Annotated in this window: 14 protein-coding genes; 7 read left to right on the forward strand and 7 right to left on the reverse strand. The window is 69.7% G+C overall.

The window, feature by feature from the left end; translation table 11 throughout:
* Window positions 1-93 precede the first annotated feature (93 nt).
* From IPN03_21020 to IPN03_21030, 3 genes are all read left to right on the forward strand, one after another.
* Complete coding sequence (locus IPN03_21020; GenBank protein ID MBK9376133.1) at window positions 94-1470, forward strand: tetratricopeptide repeat protein; 1377 nt, start codon at window positions 94-96, stop codon at window positions 1468-1470.
* A 59-nt stretch (window positions 1471-1529) separates the two neighbouring features.
* Window positions 1530-1811, forward strand: a complete 282-nt coding sequence (locus tag IPN03_21025) for an RNA-binding protein (protein ID MBK9376134.1) — start codon at window positions 1530-1532, stop codon at window positions 1809-1811.
* 96 nt (window positions 1812-1907) lie between these two features.
* On the forward strand, window positions 1908-2081 hold the full coding sequence (locus tag IPN03_21030; GenBank protein ID MBK9376135.1) for a hypothetical protein: 174 nt from the start codon (window positions 1908-1910) through the stop codon (window positions 2079-2081).
* Between the two features lie 41 nt (window positions 2082-2122).
* Here IPN03_21030 and IPN03_21035 read toward each other — a convergent pair whose 3' ends face one another.
* Window positions 2123-2554, reverse strand: coding sequence for a hypothetical protein (locus IPN03_21035; GenBank protein ID MBK9376136.1), 432 nt, complete (start codon window positions 2552-2554; stop codon window positions 2123-2125).
* 222 nt (window positions 2555-2776) lie between these two features.
* Between IPN03_21035 and IPN03_21040 the strand changes: the two genes are divergently transcribed.
* A complete protein-coding gene (locus IPN03_21040; protein ID MBK9376137.1) occupies window positions 2777-4489 on the forward strand; it encodes a sigma-54-dependent Fis family transcriptional regulator in 1713 nt (570 codons plus the stop codon).
* 44 nt (window positions 4490-4533) lie between these two features.
* Complete coding sequence (locus IPN03_21045) at window positions 4534-8478, forward strand: protein kinase (protein MBK9376138.1); 3945 nt, start codon at window positions 4534-4536, stop codon at window positions 8476-8478.
* Between the two features lie 135 nt (window positions 8479-8613).
* Here IPN03_21045 and IPN03_21050 read toward each other — a convergent pair whose 3' ends face one another.
* The 3 genes from IPN03_21050 to IPN03_21060 all read right to left on the reverse strand — a co-directional run bounded on the left by IPN03_21050 (window position 8614) and on the right by IPN03_21060 (window position 12450).
* Window positions 8614-9735, reverse strand: coding sequence for a hypothetical protein (locus IPN03_21050; protein MBK9376139.1), 1122 nt, complete (start codon window positions 9733-9735; stop codon window positions 8614-8616).
* Window positions 9736-9906: 171 nt separating this feature from the next.
* Window positions 9907-10440, reverse strand: a complete 534-nt coding sequence (locus IPN03_21055) for a formylglycine-generating enzyme family protein (protein MBK9376140.1) — start codon at window positions 10438-10440, stop codon at window positions 9907-9909.
* A gap of 792 nt (window positions 10441-11232) precedes the next feature.
* The gene (locus tag IPN03_21060) at window positions 11233-12450 is read right to left on the reverse strand and encodes a DUF4157 domain-containing protein (GenBank protein ID MBK9376141.1); all 1218 of its coding nucleotides are present in this window, start codon (window positions 12448-12450) and stop codon (window positions 11233-11235) included.
* Between the two features lie 306 nt (window positions 12451-12756).
* On the opposite strand from IPN03_21060, the gene IPN03_21065 reads away from it, so the two are divergent.
* Both IPN03_21065 and IPN03_21070 read left to right on the forward strand, forming a co-directional pair.
* Window positions 12757-14829, forward strand: a complete 2073-nt coding sequence (locus IPN03_21065; protein ID MBK9376142.1) for a hypothetical protein — start codon at window positions 12757-12759, stop codon at window positions 14827-14829.
* A 147-nt stretch (window positions 14830-14976) separates the two neighbouring features.
* Window positions 14977-15378 (forward strand): hypothetical protein, encoded by a 402-nt coding sequence (locus tag IPN03_21070; protein MBK9376143.1) that lies wholly within the window; start codon window positions 14977-14979, stop codon window positions 15376-15378.
* Window positions 15379-15583: 205 nt separating this feature from the next.
* Here IPN03_21070 and IPN03_21075 read toward each other — a convergent pair whose 3' ends face one another.
* From IPN03_21075 to IPN03_21085, 3 genes are all read right to left on the reverse strand, one after another.
* Window positions 15584-16903: a hypothetical protein gene (locus IPN03_21075; protein MBK9376144.1), complete on the reverse strand. Its 1320-nt coding sequence runs from the start codon at window positions 16901-16903 to the stop codon at window positions 15584-15586.
* Window positions 16888-17478: a four helix bundle protein gene (locus tag IPN03_21080; protein MBK9376145.1), complete on the reverse strand. Its 591-nt coding sequence runs from the start codon at window positions 17476-17478 to the stop codon at window positions 16888-16890. The genes IPN03_21075 and IPN03_21080 overlap by 16 nt, the downstream gene beginning before the upstream one ends.
* 189 nt (window positions 17479-17667) lie before the next feature.
* On the reverse strand, window positions 17668-18339 hold the full coding sequence (locus tag IPN03_21085) for a DUF1566 domain-containing protein (protein MBK9376146.1): 672 nt from the start codon (window positions 18337-18339) through the stop codon (window positions 17668-17670).
* Window positions 18340-18359: the final 20 nt, after the last annotated feature.

Below are 18359 nucleotides of genomic sequence, written 5' to 3' on the forward strand. Positions count from 1 at the left end.
ACCCGGCTCGGTCTTCTCGTATCCGTTCCCATGACACACGAACGCTCCTCCGAGGGATCGTCGGGCCTTGAACGGTCGGTATTCACCTGGACGATGCGCCGCGCCTTCGTGCCCGGCGCTTTCGCCCTCGCCGCCCTCCTCGGATCGACGGCCCTCGCGACCGGCCCCGCAGGGCAGAAGTCCGTCCCGTCGAACACGGGAACCCCCGCCCGCGAGCAGGGCGGCGACAGGCGGAGCGGGTCGGAGTGGTTCGATCGCGGGATGGAGCTCCACGAGGACGAGCGGTGGGACGCGGCCATCGATGCGTTCCGCAAGGCGATCGAGGCCGGCTACCGCGAAGAGGTCGCCACCTTCAACATCGCCTGCGCCAGGGCCCGAAAGGGAGAGAAGGACCTCGCCTTCGAGTGGCTCGACAAGGCGATGCAGGGGGGCTTCGACGTTCACGGACACCTCGACGACTCCGACCTCGACGGGCTCCATTCCGACCCCCGCTGGACGGAGCTCAAGAGGAAGGCGCGCGAGGCACGGGCCGGCCGCGACCTGGCGAAGGTCCGCCGGACGGCCGAGCGCTTCGACCTCCTCGTCACCCGCACCCCGCCGGATGGTCGCGCCCTTTACGACGTGGGCCGGGACCTTCTCAAGTACGCCGACTACGACCGCGCGGCCCGTGCGTTCGTCGCCGCCGCCCAGGCGGGAGTCCGGGAGGGAACGTCCCTCTACAACGCGGCCTGCGCCCGGGCGCTCGCAAGCCAGAAGGCGGAGGCGCTGGACCTTCTCCAGCGCGCCCTCGACGCCGGCTTCGACGACCCCGACCACCTCCGCGAGGACGACGACCTCGACGGCCTCCGCGCCGACCCCCGTTTCCGGCAGCTCCTGAAGGACGCCGAGGAGCTCACCCTCGACGGCTTCCCGAGCCTCGGGGCCCGGCTGCTCCGGTCGCAGATGGTCGCGGAAGGGGGAGGAGGCGACGACCCGCTTCGAGAGCTATCTGAAGCGCCACCCCGGCAGCGGCCGCGGCTGGTCCAACCTCGGGTACGCGAGCCTCGCCGCGGAAAACGACCGGCAGGCCGCCCGGGCCTACCGAAAGGCTCTCGACCTCGGCTACCGGAAGTCCGCCACGATGTACAACCTCGCCTGCGCCCACGCGCGCCTGAAGGAGAAGGACGCGGCGTTCGCGTGGCTCGACAAGGCGATCGACGCAGGGTTCGCCTCGTACCGCCGGATCGAGGACGACGACGACCTCTTCAGCCTCCGCCGGGACCCGCGCTTCGGGAAGGCCGTAGCGAGAGCCATGGCCGTTTCCGAGAAAGGCGCACCCGAGCCGTAAGTTCGGCCCCCGACCAGCACGCCGCGGGAAGCGTGGTACTCTTCTCGTCGCAAGGTCTCTCTCCGTCTCCTCGCTCGTTCCCGCTTACGAGATCGATGGCGCGGCACAGCGTACCAAGCAAGCCCCGTCGGTCACGCTCTTAGTCTCCACCCCCCTCGAACCCCGGCCGTCCCAGGGCTGCCGCTCAAAGCAAGGACTCCAGATGAAGCTTTACGTTGGAAACCTCTCCTACAACACCACCGACTCCACGCTCAACGACCTCTTCGCCCCGTACGGCCAGGTCGAGTCCGCCCGCGTCATCACGGACCGCGACACCGGCTCCTCGAAGGGCTTCGGCTTCGTCGAGATGTCGAACTCCGACGCGCAGAAGGCGATGGGCGCCCTCAACGGCCGCGAGATCGACGGCCGCGCCATCCGCGTGAACGAGGCCAAGCCGCAGGAGAGCCGGACCGGCGGCGGCGGCGGCGGACGCGGCCGCTACTAGCCCGACAGTTCCATACACTACTGACTCAACGTCAGCGGGGGTTCGGGCTCGGCCTGGACCCCCGTTTTTCGTAGGTCGCCCAGGAAGAAGCGGAGCATGACCACCACCATCTGGGTCCTTCTCGCCCTCGCCGTCGCGGGTGGCCTCCTGTACGTCTTCAAGCACCGGACCAAGCGCGAATCCGACAGGAAGGCGCACGCCGAGAAGAAGGCGACGACCGCCCGGAACGACGCCCAGGCCATCCAGCGCACGCTCGACGGAAGGCGCTGAGCGGTCTCCCTCCCCGGGCCCGGCTGCGCGAAGCCGGCCCCCTACGTCATCCTGAGGAGTGACGCCCTCTTCCTCTCGTACTCTTCGCCCAGCCCGAGGCCCAGCGCCACGTCGCACAGGCGGAGCGCCTCCTCGAACTCCCCCCGGTCGCTCCTCAGGGCGATGCCGCGCTCGAGGAAACGGAGCTCGCCGAGCTCCTTCGTGAAGCGGCGGCCCAGGTCCTTCCGGGCGACCTCGAGGTAGCTCTCCGCCATCTCCAGGGCCTCGAGCGCGGCGTCTTCGTCCTCGGCGTCGGCCGCCAGCAGGGCGTACGCGAAGAACTTCACGCCGTTCGGGAGCGAGTCCGACGACGCGATCGCGCGGGCCACGTACTTCCCTCCCTCGTTCTTCAGCGAGGCTTCCCGGTGCCCCGAGAGGAGGTCGTCGAGGCGCTCCTCGGGGCTCTTGCGGCAGGGCTCGATCCGTTTCGCCATGGCGCACAGGGTACGGGAGGGCCCGGCGGTATTGCGAGCCCGCCTCGCAGGGGCTCCGATCGCCTGCAGCGCGACGGCCTGCTTCCCGGCCGAGCGTCCTGAAACGCCATGCTAGATTCGCGCACAAGGCCCGCTGATCCGGAAGAGGGAGTTCGTTCCATTGCCATGCGAGATGTCGACCCAAGCACCAGTGCCAGCCGCCCGGAGAGCATCCTGCGCCGGTTGATCCGGGCGGAGTACCTGACCGTCGCCGACTGGGACGTCGCTCTCCGCGACACCGCACGCATGGCCCGCGAGGCGAGCGGCGCCGACGAGGCGCTCGTCGCGATCTTCCAACCCGCCCAGGGGCGTTGGACCGCCGTGACGAGCGGCGGGGAGAGCCTCGCGGACAAGGAGATCTCTCTCGTCGCCTCGCTCAGCGTTCTCGAGAGCGTCCTCGAGAGCGGGGAACCCATCCGCGCGGCCGCCGGGAGTCCCGTCCTGTCGCGCTCCCTGAGCGCCTCCCGCAACCTCCTCTCCTCGGTCGTCGCCGTCCCCCTGAGGTTCTCCGTGGCCGAGTCGCGGTCCGACGTCCGCGTCGGCGGCTGCCTCTACGCGGACAGGAGGAACGGCGAGCCCTTCACCGAGGAAGACGCCGAGAACCTCCTCGACATCGCCCGGCTCACGGAGCGCACGCTGAACGCGCTCGCGCACCTGCGCCTCGTTCAGCGGCTCCTCGCCGAGGCCGAGCAGCGCAGGCGCCACCATCGCGAAGAGGAGGTCGTCGCTCGCGAGGTCGACGGCGAGCCGGCCAGGGACCCGGCCTTCCTCGCCGAGGTCGTGGAGCCTCTCCGGCGCGCCGCGAAGACCGGTGGGCTCGGAGTCCTCCTGCTCGGCCCGACGGGCTCGGGGAAGTCGCACCTCGCCCGCCTCTTCCACGAGTGGTCACCGCGGCGCGACCGGCCCTTCGTCGTCTTCGACTGCGGCCAGGTGACTTCCGCGGAGGCGATTGGAGCCGAGCTCTTCGGCTACGCGAAGAAGTCCGGATTCAGCGCTCCCGTCGAGGGGCGCCCGGGCCGCGCCCGACTGGCCGACGGAGGGACGCTCTTCATCGACGAGGTCGCGACGCTGCCGCTCGAGCTCCAGCAGCGCCTGCTCCGCCTCCTCCAGACGGGCCGGTTCTCGCCTCTCGGTTCCGGCGTCGACGAGGCCGTCGACATCCAGATCGTGGCGGCCGCCAACCAGGACCTCCAGCCCCTCATCCGGAACGGCTCCTTTCGCGAGGACCTCTACTGGCGGCTCGCCGAGCTGGAGGTCCACGTTCCGCCCCTTTCGTCGAGGCCGCTCGACATCGCGCCGTTCGCGAGGAGATTCCTGAAGGACGCCTCCACGAGGCTCCATCGGGCCTCCATCGAGGGCTTCACCCCCGAGGCGCTCGCCGCCCTCGAGACGCACGACTGGTCCCGCAGCGGGAACGTCCGGGGCCTCGAGCATGCCGTCAGGCGCAGCGTCCTGCTCGCCCCGGCCGACCGCACCCTTCTCGACGTGATCGACCTCGTCATCGGCAGGGGTCTGCCCCAGGGCTCCTCGCCCCCGCCGCCGCCGGCGCCCGACGCGCTCGCGAGCCTCCTGATGGCCAGGATCGCGGAGCACCGGGGAGTCCTCGCCCGCGTGGCCGAGGATGCCGACGTCGCGCGCGCTCTCGGCTATCCGGGGCCTCCGGTCCCCGCATCCACCCTGCTCCTGCGCATCCGGGCGTGCGGAATCGAGGAGGCCCTCGAGCGCTCCCGCCGTGCGGACGAACTCGACGTGAGCGTCCTCGTCGAGGCCGTCCGGAGGACCGGGTCGGGGACCGCGGCGGCCGAGCACCTCGGGATAACTCGCGACAGCCTTGCCTGGACGCTCCGGCGCTCGGGCCTCTCGATTCGAAAGGTCCTCCAGGGAAATCTCCCCTGAATCGCCCGTCCCTTTCCGCGATCGTCCTGCTCTTCTCGGTCGGCGTGTCGGTCCCCGCCCGCGCCCTGCCCGCGGACCGGGCCATCTCGCAGTACGTCCTTCGCACCTGGACGCCGCGCGAGGGCCTTCCCGGCGTCTCGTCCTACGCCATCACCCAGACGCCCGACGGTCTCCTCTGGATGGGCACGACGGACGGGCTCGTGCGATTCGACGGCTTCGACTTCGTCCTCTTCCAGAAGCACGACACCCCGGCCTTCACCCAGAACGAGGTCTCCTACCTCCACACCGACCCCGACGGCGCGCTCTGGATCGGCCTCGCCGACGGGACGCTCGTCCTCTACGAGGCGGGTCGTTTCCGGAGGATCCTGACGGCGGCCGAGGGGCACACGGGCCGGCTCTCCACCCTTCCGGGCGGCGACCTCCTCCTGAGCGGACCGGGAACGATCTACTCGAAGAGGGACGGCTCGATCCGCCCGTTCCCGCACCTCCCCGAGCGCTCCGGCGCCGTCACGAAGGCGGCGTTCGTCGACCGGTCGGGGCGCAGCTGGTGGAACGCCACCGGGGGAATCGCCGTCGTCGAGCCCGAGGGACGGACGACGCTCCTCGCGCGGGCGTGCGGCCACGACGTGGCGACCTCGGCCTCCTCGTTCTCCGAGGGCGTTGACGGCGACGTCTGGGTCGCCGCGGGGAGGGTCTTCCGCTTCCGTGGCACGACGTGCCGCGGCTCCTGGGGCCTCTCCGAAGGGCTGCCCGCCGAGACCGCCGTGCGCGTCACGGTGGATCGGGACGGGAACGCCTGGGTTGGAATCGACTCCCACGGCCTCGCGCGCATCCGGCCCGACGGCGCGATCGAGAAGTTCGGCCCCGCCGACGGCCTCGTCGGAGAGCGCCCCTGGGCGATCTTCGAGGACCGGGAAGGGAACCTCTGGGTCTCCACCTGGGACGGCGGGCTCCACCGCTTCTCGGCCGGCGCGTTCACCACCTGGGGCGTCGCCGAGGGCCTCCCGCACCCGAGCGTCCGATCGGTCGCCGAAGACCATGAGGGCGCGATCTGGGCGGCCACCAAGGCCGGGCTCGCGCGGCTCGGGCCGGGCCGGGTCGAGGCGTTTCCCTCCGACACGCGGACGCCGAAGGGCTGGCTCACCGCTCTCGCCGAAGCCCGGCCCGGTCACCTCGTCGCCGGCTCGCACGACGGCCTCTGGGACCTCGCAGACGGCCGCCTCACCCCCTCGCCGCTCCTCGACGGCTGGAAGGGGAGCTGGGTCTTCGCGCTGAAGAAGACGGCGGACGGCCGCCTCTGGGCCGGCACCGGCACCGGCCTCCTCGAGATCCGGCCCGGCGGGATCGACCCCGTTCCCGGAACGGACGCCCTCGTCTTCGACCTCTTCGAGGACCGCGCCTCGACCCTCTGGGCGATGACGCGGAAAGGGCTCTTCCGAAGGCCCGCCGGGAGAAACCGCCTCGAGAAGGTCGAGAGCGGACTCCCCGCCACCTGGGACGTCTTCACCTGCGCCGCCCAGGATGCGCGCGGCGACCTCTGGTTCGGCACGCTCGACGCGGGCCTCTTCCGGCTCGGCACGTCGGGGCTCCGGCGCTATCGGATGAGCGACGGGCTCCCCTCGGAGAGCTTCTGGGGAATCCTCACCGACGACACCGGAGCGCTCTGGCTGAAGAGCACCGCCGGGGTCCTCCGGATCCGGCCCGAGGCCTTCGCCGCCCACGACGCCGGCACGGCCTCTTCGATCCCCTTCCTCGCGTTCGGTCCCGAGGACGGCCTTCGCACCACCGATCCGGGTGGCGGGTCGAGCCCGTCGGCCCTTCGCGCGCGGGACGGCCGCCTCTGGTTCGCGACGTCGAAGGGCCTCTCCGTCGTCGATCCAGGGAGCGTCGGCCTCGGCGCGGCTCCGGCCGCCCTCCTCTCCGGCCTCAGGGTCGACGGCCGCGCCGTCCCACGCGAGGCCCTCCGAAAGCTCCCCGCCGGCAAGCACCGGCTCGAGATCGCCTTCACCGCCATCCACCTCCGCGATCCGGGGCGTCTCCGGTTCCGCTACCGGCTCTCTCCCCTCGACCGCGACTGGCAGGCGACGACGGGCCGCCGCGTCGAGATCGCCGCTCTCCCTCCCGGCCGATACGACTTCGAGGTCCAGGCGGGCCTCGGGGATCGCTGGGGCGCCCCGGAGCGATTCGCCGTCGCGATCGCCCCCTTCTTCTGGCAGCACAACGCCGTCCGCGCCTTCGCCCTCCTCGCCCTCGGCCTCGCCGCGTGGCTCCTCCACCGCACGCGCATCCGCCGCCTCGAACGCCGCGAGGTGCGGCTGAGCGCCCTCGTCGACGAACGGACCTCCGAGCTGCGCGTCGAGCAGGAGAAGGCGAGGACGCTTCTCCTCGAGAAGGAGTCGGCGCGACGCGAGCTCGAGGCGCGGCAGGAGGCCGAGGCGCTCGAGGCGTTCGGGAGAAGCGTCTCCGGCCTCCTCGATCCGGCCGGGATTCTCGAGCGCCTCGACGACGCCCTGCGGGATCGCCTTCCGCACGCGCGCCGCCTCACGGCCGCCGTGCGCGAGGGGCGCCCTCCCATCGTCCTCCCGCCCGACGACCCCGCCGCGCGTCCCGTTCTCGAGGCCCTCACGCGCCATCCTCGCGAGGTCGCGACCTTCCTTTCGCGATTCGATCCCGCCGAACGCGCCCAGGGCGAGGTCTCCCCGGCGCTCGCCGCCTGGGGAGCGCGTTCCGTCGTCCCCGTCGTCAGCGGCGATGCGGGGACCGGCCTCGTCGCGCTCTCTCCGGCGGATGGAGCTTCGATCTCCGAACGCGACCTCGCCTTCGTCGCGGGCCTTTCGGCGCAGGCCGGCGCCGCCCTCTCCGGGGCGTGGCACTTCCAGGAAGCGCAGCGCTGGCAACGCGTGAGCGAAGCCCGAAAGGACTGGGCGGCCCTCGACCTCCTCTCGCGCCTTTCGTACGCCGCCGTCTCACGGCTCGGCTTCGGGGGCGCGGCGTCGGAGGCGGCCGTTCTCGAGAGCGTCGCCTCCGCCGCCCCGGACCTCGCCTCGGACGGCGGGGTCCGCCTGCGCGCCACGCTCGCCCGCCTCGCCGGCGAGGGCCTCCTCGAAGAGCCCGCGGCCGGCCGATACCAGCTCCGCGACGTGCGGCTCCTCTCTCTCCCGGAAGCGGGACAGCCGCTCGAGGAGATCTCCCGCCACGGCCGCCAGCGCGTCGGCGCCTACCGGCTCCTCGACCGGATCGGCGTCGGCGGCATGGGCGAGGTCTTCCGCGCCGTCGACCTCCACGACGGCACCCCCGCCGCCGTCAAGCTCCTCTTCCCGCAGGAGGGGACGGACGCCGAGGCGAGGCATCGGCTCGAGCGCGAAGGGGAGATCGTCTCCGCCCTCTCGCACCCGAACGTCGTCCGGCTCCTCGCGCGCGGCGAGCACGACGGCCGCCTCTACGTCGCCATGGAGCTCCTCGAGGGCGACACGGTCCAGGCCCGCCTCCAGCGCGGCCCGCTTCCTCCCGAAGACGTCCTCTCCGCCGCCCGGCAGATCGCGTCGGCCCTCGCGGAGCTGCACCGCCACGGGGTCGTCCATCGCGACCTGAACGCCGCGAACGTCATGCACGTCGCCCCCGACCGCTACGTCCTCCTCGACTTCGGCCTCGCCCGCCGGATCGACGCCTCGATCCTCACCGCCGCCCATTCGATCCTCGGCACCATCCCCTACATGTCGCCCGAGCAGCTCCGCGGGGAGCCGCTCGACGCGCGCTCCGACATGTGGTCGCTCGGCGTCCTCCTCTACCAGATGGCGACGGGCCGGTTCCCGTGGGGAGACGACACGACTCTCCGGATGGCCCTCTCGATCCTCCGCACCAGCGAGACCGGGCGGGATCTCACGGTCGTCCCGGCCGTGATCCGGCCGCTCCTGGAACGCCTGCTCGTGCCGGAACGGGAGGGGCGGGCGACGGCGGTGGAGATTGTGGGGGCGGTGGCGCGGGGGTGAGCGGCGAGGCCGCTTCGGGTGTGGGCGGCACCGGTGGCGGTGCGGCCCACACCCGACGGACGGCGAGGAATCGACCTCCCGGTCGACCACCTCGACTTTCCATCTCCTGGAGTGGCCTCCGCAACGGCTGACGGTCTACCAAGGGCAGAGGATCCCCGTGGCGAGCGACTTGCGCTCCTCGCCTACGTCCTGCCAAAGACTCCACCTCACCTGTCGGTTGGCGTCCAGGTCCAGCCGGACAGCGAGTCTAGCGTCGCGAGCCGGCTCGAGGCCCACGGCAGGCAGCTCGGCAAGCGAGAAGACGGACGAGCCGACAACCTCGCAAAGAGTCCCGACCGGAAATCGGCCCGGATCGACCGCCGTGAAGCTCTTCTCCCGAAGAACGGGAAGAGTTATGCCCTCGGGGAAAATCTCGACAACGGTCTCCGCGGGAATGACCTCCTCGGAACCAACTACGCGGACAGCTTCTCGAAAACGAACGCCCATGGCGTGCTCCAGAGTGGCGAGGTAAAGGCGTTCTTTCTCTTCACCGATCAGAAGCCTATGCACCGTAATCATGCCACGCCGTTGCAGGTCCGGAATGCGCGCGGGGCGACGATTGGCGGGAAGCAGGCTGACGAGCAACGGAAGAAGCTCGTCAGAGCGCGGGCCAAAGACCACGACCTCGCCCTCCGTCGATGCCCCCAGCTTCGACAGGGAACGCTCGAGGCGTGGACGGAGCTCGCCTTGCGGCCCCAGGATTTCGAACGATTGCGGGGAATGGACTTCGGCGACCCCCTCGCCGGCCACGGCGGTGCACAACGCCGTCTCTCCGTGGCCGGCGTACACCAGGATCACACCATTATTGGCCCCCTCCATGTACCGTTCGAGATAGTCTAAGTACCCGAGCGCGCCGTGATCCAGGGCGTGGTCGCAGCGGCTGTTGTAGGGACGCCATTCCCTGGTGTGTCCTGTCACTAGACAACGGGTGGCCTGCCCGCTCCCGAACCCAGGCGGATAGCTGACTATCCAGGAGTCTGGGCGGCCGAATGTGCGCCAAAGATCCGTCACTTTCGCTACGGGCGCCAGTGGGTCGTCCGGTTCCGGGATGAGGTCGTGGTCGAGGTCGGACGAGCCCGGCCGGAAGGCGAGGCGAAAGAGCCGCCCTCCTTCCCAGAGGTAGCTCTCCTGGCGCCAGAGTTCATTGACGGGCACGATGAGGATCGCCAGGTTCTCGGGATCGAGGACCGGCGAATCCTCAGCCTCTTCCTTCTTCATGAGCCGACTCCTGTCTCAAGTGGGAGGCACCTCGGAATAGCGAGGACGCTAAGACCGCGATCAGCTGCCGGCCACTCCGCTTCTCTTGGTTCTATCCCGCTCTCCCGGCACGGCGCCGAGGGGGATCCGCCCGATGGACCCCTGCAGGTCGAGGGTTCGAGAGCTCGAGCCTCAAGCTCCTGGGGCGCCCCGGGCACAGCGAAAGCCCGTGTCACCATCGCGGTAGGCAGGTGATTCCCAGTGGCGGTGGGACACCCGCACAAACTTGGGACGGACGACCCACGATCCGCCCCGTTGGATGCGCCACTCGCCTTTTGGTGGGCCTTCCGGATCGGCTCTCGGAGAAGCACCGTCATAGTCCGCTCCCGCCCAGTCTGCGCACCACTCCCAGACGTTCCCGCTCATCCCGTAGAGCCCGAATCCGTTCCCGGCAAAGGCCTTCACAGGATTGGTTCTCAGCCAGACGTCCCGCCCTCTCGTCGCGGGCCCTCCCCCCTCCGCTCCGTAGTTCGCCTGGTCATAGAGAGGCTCACCTCCCCACGGGTACCTCTCCCCGTCGGCACCGCCGCGCGCCGCGAGCTCCCACTCCGCCTCCGATGGCAGCCGGCCCCCGATCCACGAGCAGAACTCTGCCGCGTCGTTCCAGGAGACGTGAACGACCGGGTGGTCTTCTTCCTGGTGAAACGACGGGTGGTGCCACGACAAGCCCCTGCATTTCCTTCATCTCCGTCTCACCCCACACTCGCGATGTTCCGGCGCGCTCAGCATCCGTTTCGTACCCGGTGCCCGCGACGAACAGCCCGGAACTGCCTCACCGTCACCTCCGCGTTCATCAGCTCGTAGTCCCTGCTGATCCGGACCGAATGGCGGGGAAATTCGTTCTCGTAACAATCCGAGTCGCCGACCGTGCAGCCCCTCAGGAAGGTTGAGGCAGGAATCCGGACGAACTCCAGGCTCCCGTCAGTTGTTCTTTCGGGGGGCGGGGCCGGGCCGTGGCGGTTGCCGAGGGCGACGACGCCGGCCCTTTGCCTCTGTCTGCCCAAAGGAATGCCGCCAGCGTCGCGAACGCGACGGCTGCGCCCGCAAAGACAACCGTGCTGATCGGCAGACCCGGAGACGTAGCCGCCGTCGCTCGCGGAGGCGGCGCCCCGTGCCCGCTCAAATTCGGCTCCGGAGTCCCCGCCGGGTCGCTCGGCTGTGCCGATGGAAGGTCATCTGCCGCCGAGCCACCGAGCGCTCCCGGCGCCAGCACCTCGCACGCGGTCCGGGAGTCCCGAAGGCCCTCCTGGTACCTCTTCCTGAGCTGGGCCGTCGGCGCGTTTGTTAGCCGCACCTGTAGGTCGGTGAAGAGCTCCTGGTAGCGGCGCCTCACCTCCGCCGCGCTCGCATTGGCGGGAACGCCGAGAATCTCTCCGGCTTCTTCCTTCGTCATGTGCGCTCAAGCGTTGTCGATGGTCTTCGAGCGAGCCGGGCCCCCTCGCATCCAGCATGCGCTCCTCATGGCGCGCACACGGTCCCACTGGCATTCGGATTACTGTACTGGCAGCTGCACGGAGAACCGATCGGCATTGCCGGCTGCCCCAGGAATGGCCCGCAGCGCCCCCCCTGGAACATGCAGCAGCTTTGCCCGCTCGCGGGTGTTCCCATCCCCGTTCCGCCCTCGACGCCCGCCACAGCGCACTCACCCTGCCAGACCCCCGTCCGCCCCTGGCGACCTCCCTCGTAGAAGCTGAAGTCGACCCTGACCGTGCATCCGCCACGCGGCGTCACGACCGGGAGCTCAGTCCCGGGCTGGATCTCGCACGTGATACCAGGCTGCGGAGTGCAAACGCCTGGAAACGACCGGCCAGTCCTTCGGTCCACCTCCACGAAAGAAGTGACCCAGATCGGGGTGTCGCATTCGTTCCGGACGACCGGACGGCCACCGTTGTCGTCGATTTCGAGGCAGGCCGTCGCCGGGACGTTCCGCCGAAACGCAGAGCGCATGGAGTCGATGAAGGCCGAGTCGGAACCCGTGACGGCGCTCCGCTCGTACCTGATGCTCGCCGGCCGCTCTCCCGCCTCGCGTGCCTCGACCCTGCTCGCAACGAGGTCTGCAAAGCTGCTGGCGTCCCGCTCCATGTCCCGGGACGATGCGACGTAGGCGTGAGCAAACCCCTCGATCCCGAGGCTGGCGTATTGCATCGTGTGAAACAGCTCGTGAGCCCACAGCTGCCAGTCGGTTGCCGCGGCCTCGTGCCTGTCGAAGACGATCACATGACCGACGGTAATGGCCTCCACGTCGTTGTTGTGGAGGAGTGTCAGGTTGGCGAGGTCCACCCGGCTTCGATCGAGCGTCGTCCAGCGCGCGTTGTTGAGCACGTCCTCGGGAACGAAGCCCGACAGGCGAGCGCGAATGGGCCCTGGCACGGGCGACGCGCCCCGCTCGGCCTGCGCCCGCGCGTGCCGTATTGCCGCTGCGAGGCCGGCGCCCGCCGGGTTGAACAGATCCCGCGCCGCCCCCGCCACCGCCTCGGGGAGCGTCTCGACAGCTCGCCGGACGAGTTGCGGGATCTGCTCCGGCTTCGGCGGGTCGATGCGAACGTAGCCTTCGGCGAAGTTCACGTCGGTGTTGGTCACGTCGCTCAACCAGCTCGCCTCGCCCACGGTCGGGAGGCAGAGGGCCGCCGCGCACGTGACGGCTACGACTGATCTGAGAAAGTTCATGGTCTTCACGGTCTTTTCTCCTTGCCCGGCTCGCGGCGTCCTTGCCACTGAGCAACTCCAGGGCCAGGCCTCGCATCAGGGCGCAAGCCGCAGAGTTTCCAGCTCGCGCTTCGCGTTTTGGCGCGTATTGGCGCTCCACATGTGGGGACCACACCTGTTCGCGTGTCGTACGCACTCATCTGACGGCCTGACCGGGGCTCGGGACGATGGAAGGTGCGACCTCCTGCGGGGCGCTTTCCCGGCACATCGTTTGCGTTTGTCGTCGGCCAAGAACTCGAAAATGTACGAGCCAGTGGAGAGCAAGGACTGAACCGCATGGACGCCGCTTCGAAAACAGGGACAGACGCCATCGCCAGTGCCCTCCGCGAGCAGCTCGCGCGCCTCGATGCCGGCATCGCCGACCTCAAGGGCACGCTACCCGACCTCGAGCAGATTCGCGATGAAGGAACCTCCGACGCCCGCTCCGCGGTCTTCGGGTCCGTCCTTCGCATCGTGAAAGGCCTCAGCGACGGGGTGCTCGAGACCGCCGGCCGGGCGACGCCGGGGGTCAAGACGGCGCACGACGTCGCTCTCGGCGCCCTTGGCCTTGCCGGGCTGACCGGCGAAGGGTCCGGAGGGAGGGTCGCTTCCGGTGCCGAGTCGATTGCCGCGATCGCCGACGGGAGCGGGATCGAACACCCGCTGGGTTTTGCCGCCGCCGGCGTGCGCGGCATCGAAGCAGCCCTCGCGGGTGACACCGTCGACGCGGCCACGTCCTTCACTCGGGCTGCCGGAGAGCTCGCCTCGGACTTCGGAAAGCCGTACGGGAGCGTCCTCGGGGGAGCCGCGACTGCGGTCGGCGTCGGGCGCGATCTGGGAGAAGGTACCGCGGGGATTCGCCAGGGTCTGGAGCAGATCGACCAGATCGACCTGCAGTCCGGCTCGGTCCGCCGACAGGTCGAAGAGCATCTGGAGCGGCTGACTGCTCGGCGTCAGCAGATCCTCGAGGAGCTCGCCCGCACGCGAGATGGCGAAGCGTCCGGGCCTGCCGACACGGTCTCGATCCAGCGAGAACCCGGGATGATGGCGACGGAGGGGACGATGAGCGACGAATCGATCGGACTCAGCGCGGCCGCGGCCGCCTACGAAGCGCAGCAGCACGCTCAGTCGGCAGCGCAGCACGAAACCGAGGCCGAGCAGCACGCCCAACAGGCTGCCCAGCACGAGGAGGAGGCGTTGCGTGCGGGTGAGCAGTCCCGGGCGTTCGAGGAGGACGCCGGCAGAGGGGCCGATCAGGCGCAGGCGCACGAAGCCGAGGCCCAGGTGGGCGCCTTCCAGTCGCAGGCGCACGAGAACGAGGCCCGCCACGCCGCCGAGCTCGGGTACGTTCACGCAGCCGAGGCCCAGAGAGCCTCGGAGCAGGGCCATGCTCACGAGGAAGAGGCTTCGCGAGCCGCGGGGCAGGCCCAGGCCCACGAGGGCGAGGCGCAGCGCGGGGCGGACCAGGCGCAACAGCACGAATCCGAGGCGCTCCGGAGCTCCGGGCAGGCGCAAGGGCACGAGGGTGAGGCCCAGAGATCCGCCGACCAGGCCCACGCACACGAATCGGTGGCGGCCCGGGCGGCCCAGCAGGCCCACGGGCACGAGACCGAGGCCTCCCAGGCGGCGCAGCAGGCTCACGGGCACGAGGCTGAGGCTCAGAGGTCGGCCGAGCAGGCGGAAGCGCACGGACAGGAGGCGTCCCGGGCCGCTGACCAGAGTCACACGCACGAGCAGGAAGCGGCGCGTGCCTCCGAGCAGGCCCAACAGCACGAGAGCGAGGCTTCGAAGGCTGCTGACCAGGCGCACGCGCACGAAGGGGAAGCACAGCAGGCGGCCGCGCAAGCGCAGCAGCACGAGACGGAGGCGCAGAGAGCCGCCGAGCAGGCTACCGCACACGAGTCGGAAGGCTCGCGCGTCCTCGAGCAGATACGACAGCACGAGACCGAGGCTGCCCGGGCTCTGGAGCAGACGCAGGCGCACGAGAACGAAGCCTCGCGTGCCCTCGAGCAGGCCCGTGCGCACGAGCTCGACGCATCGAAGAGTCTCGAGCAGGCGCGCCAGCACGAGGCCGACGCCCAGAAAGCGCAGGACCAGGCCCACGCTCACGAGACGGCCGCCCAGCAGCTCCTGCAGCAGATCCAGGCCTTTCACGACGAGATCGCACGGCTGAAGGCGGAGAGCGACAACCTCCACCACACGATCGAGGACCTCAGGCACCAGGCAGAGCAGGGCGTGCAGAACGTTCACGATGCGCAGCGACAGGCGCAGGAAGCCGACCAGCAGGCCCAGGGGCATTCGCAGGATGCCGCGAGGGCCGCCGTGGAAGCCGCAGCCTCCGCAGCCCGCGCAGCCGCGCACGCCGGCTAGGTCGGGCGGGTCATCGGGTCTCCAGAGTCCGCGCGGCAGAACGTGCGCGGAGCGGCCCCCGCTGGAGGGCCGCTCCGCCGCCTACCCGGCGCACATCGCGGCCCGGGCCGCCGAGACGGCGGCTTCGGACGCGGAGCTTCCGGCTTCGTGAGCATGCCCGGCTGCTTCCTGCGCCGCGCCGTTGGCTTGATTCTGCAGGTCGTGAATCTGCTGAATGGCGTGCTCAGCCTGGCCTCTGACCTCCTCGAGGGACCGGTGCAGGTCTCCCGCTTCCGCCTTCAGCCGGAGGATCTCCTCCTGATACGCCTGGATCTGCTGCAGGTGCTGCAGCGACTCGCTCTCGTGGCCACGGGCCTGATCGGTCGCCTGGAGCGCCTCGGCCTCGTGCGCCTGGGCCTGGTCCGCCGCCCGCTGGGCCTCGGCCTCCTCCTGGTGAACCTGTTCGAGCTCACGCTCTCCCTCGGCCTCGTGAGCGTGGATCTGCTCCAGAGTCCGGGACGCTTCCGACTCGTGGACCTGCGCCTGCTCGAGAGCGCGCCCAGCCTCTGATTCGTGGGAGTGGGCCTGCTCGGAAGCCCTCTGGGCTTCGGTCTCGTGGGCGTGCGCCTGGTCTGCGCCCTTCAGGGCCTCCGCTTCGTGCGCGCGAGCCTGTTCCGCCGACCGGACTGCTTCCTCCTCGTGGCCGTGCGCCTGGTCCGCCGCCTTCAGGGCCTCCGCCTCGTGGACCGCGGACTGATCCGCCGCCCGCGCCGCCTCAGTTTCGTGTGTGTGCCTGGCCTGACGCCCGGGAGGCCTCCGATTCGTGAGCGTCAGCCTGGCCCGACGCTCTCTGGGCCTCGCCCTCGTGCTCGTGTGACTGCTGGGAAGCCCTGGCTGCGTCCGATTCGTGAGCCTGGCTCTGCTCCGAAGCCCGCTGCGCTTCGGCCTCGTGGGTATGACCCTGCTCCGCGGCGTGCTGGGCTTCGCGCTCGTGCTCTCGAGACTGGTCCGACGCTCTCGCCGCCTCCGCTTCGTGGCCGTGGCTCTGCTCCGAGGCCCGCTGAGCCTCCTCTTCGTGCGACAGCCCCTGTTCGGCCGCACGCTGGGCCTCGGACTCGTGGGCGTGAGCCTGTTCGGCTCCCCGCTGCGCCTCGGTTTCGTGCCCATGCGTCTGATCCGAGGCCCGCTCGGCCTGCATCTCGTGAGCGAGCGCCTGATCCCCTGCGCGCTGGGCCTCCGTCTCGTGCTGGGCGGACTGCTGGGCGTGCTGCTGCGCCTCAGTCTCGTGCTGCGCAGCCGCCTGGGCGTGCTGCTGGGCTTCGTGAGCCGCTTCGGAAGCGCTCTGACCAGTGAGGCCATCGCCCGGTTCCGGCGCCCCCGCACCACCGCCCTGACCGCCCTCGGCCATCAAAGCGGCTGCGAAACGCGTCATGCTGTGGTTCTGCCCCAGATGCTGCCCCTGGAGCACCACATCCGCGAGCATCTCGGTCGGTCTGAGAGAGACGCCGTACTCCCCTGGCTCCAGCGCATTCGCGTGCGGCCACACGAGGCCATGGTGCGACCCGAGAACGGTGCTGACCGGGTCCCCGCTTTCGACATGATTGAAGACGTTCTCGGAAGGACGGCCTGGATAGAGCTTCTCCACGATCCCGGAGACACCGGGGGCGTTGAACGTGTGCGCCTCGAGGCCCGTTCGCGCCGCCTCCACCTGGGCGATCGCGCCCCCGAGGGAGTGACCGCCGATCTTGATCGGAGCTAACCCGACCTGCTCCATCACTCCGTCGGTGAAGGCCCGGGCGCGCTCGAGCTGCGAATGGAATGCTCCCCCCGCTGGCATCCCGACCTGTCCCCTGAAGAGGTCGAAATCTGCCGCGACATCCGGTCTCTCGCTCGGATCCGTCCCACGGAACATCACGAAAATGTTCCCCGTCCCGGCGTGCCTGTACGCCGCCGCCTGAAGCCCGGACGCCTCGTCGTTGACCGAGTCGACGATTTCGTACCCGGGCGGAGAGGAAGTCTTGAAGTCCTTCCGGTAGACGAAGTCGCTCAGGAATGCGAGCCGCTGAAATAGCCTCATCGTCAGCCTTTCGTGCAAAGTCCCCGCCGCCAGGGACCACCGCCGTGACCCACCCTGGAGTCTGCAGGATATCTGCGCGCCGCCCGAAGGACCGCGCTAGCCCGTAGCCCTTCACGGAGACCGCCACCGCTCTCCGCTCCCGGACGCGCCCCGCCATCATCTTCGACTGCAGGACGATGACCACCGCGCTCCCGCCGGTCGCGCTCTCCAGGCCCGCCAGCCGGCGGGGCCGCTGATTCTGGCTGCTGCCCGCCCAGGCTTCGGAGCCATCCCGCACTCTGTCTGCTCAGGTTGGAAAGCTCGTTGACGCAATGCTGGTGGCCCGCCAGACCCGCGAGGGCCTTCACGCCCTTCGCGAGCCTGACGAGGACGGTCAGTTCGTCCAGGTCGCCCCGCAGCCGCTCCAGCTGGGGGCGCTTGTCGACGGAGCTGTTCGCCAGCTCGATGCGCCTCTGCACGCCGCGGGCACCGTTCCTCAGGTCGTGGCCGATGGTGCACTTGCGGTACCGGGAGACCCCCCCGACCTTGTTCTCCATCCAGACGGTCAGGTCGTAGGCCACCTTGAAGACCAGAAGATGCTCGTAGCGCGCCATCACGACACCTCAGGAAAGGACCGAATAGACCACACAAGACAATGACCAAATGACAAAATCACTCATCATCACCCTCCGGAAGGCCGAACGCACAACGCGCGGCCGCCACGATCGTCGGAGGTGTCGTACAGGAACAACTTCCCCATGTCGAAGCGGAAGACCCACGCGGAAGAGGACGTTTTCCTATTGCTAGGCCATGGGCAACAACCTGTCAAGGTCAGGGCCACTTGATTTTGTCGTCACCCAGCGGGAGGAGTCGTAGAGCCCCTTCAGTTCCTCGACATTCGGCAGCCGCCAGTCGCTGTACTCTCCCGCCCGGAAGGCGTCGCAGTAGCGGAACGCGGCGTTCCAGTCGACGTTTCTCCCGTTGTCCTTCATCGCCCACATCAAGCCCGTCGAAGGGTCGACCCAGCCACCCTTTTCCTCCAAGTGGGCGATCTCTCTGCGCTCTTGCTCCCTCTCGATCGAATTGGCCAGCTCCACCGTCACGACCTTCTGGCCCGCCCCTTCCACCTCGATGACCTTCCGCCAAGCGACCCCAGCGTCGAGGTTGATGGCTTTCACCACGTTCTGCCCGAGCTCGACGGAGACCTTCAGCGTCTTGCCGCCCCCCGCCTGCCCCTTGCCTTCCCCGTTCACTTCGACGGTGCACGGGGCATCTGCATCGATCAGGAGAAAAGCACGGGCCGCCGCGGGCTGCGGTGCAGGCTGCGACGGCGTGGCGGTCCTTGTCTTCGGCTTCGGCTTCGGCTTCGGGGGCGGCACGGTCTGGCAGTACACCGCTTCTTCCGCCAAGCCCAGGGCAACGAGCGCAACCGCTCCGCCCAGCACCGCTCGTGTCCAGCATCTCGAACCTCTCATGCGTTCATCCTCCTCATGCC

The sequence above is a fragment of the Holophagales bacterium genome, assembly GCA_016719485.1.
Lineage (GTDB): Bacteria > Acidobacteriota > Thermoanaerobaculia > UBA5066 > UBA5066 > UBA5066.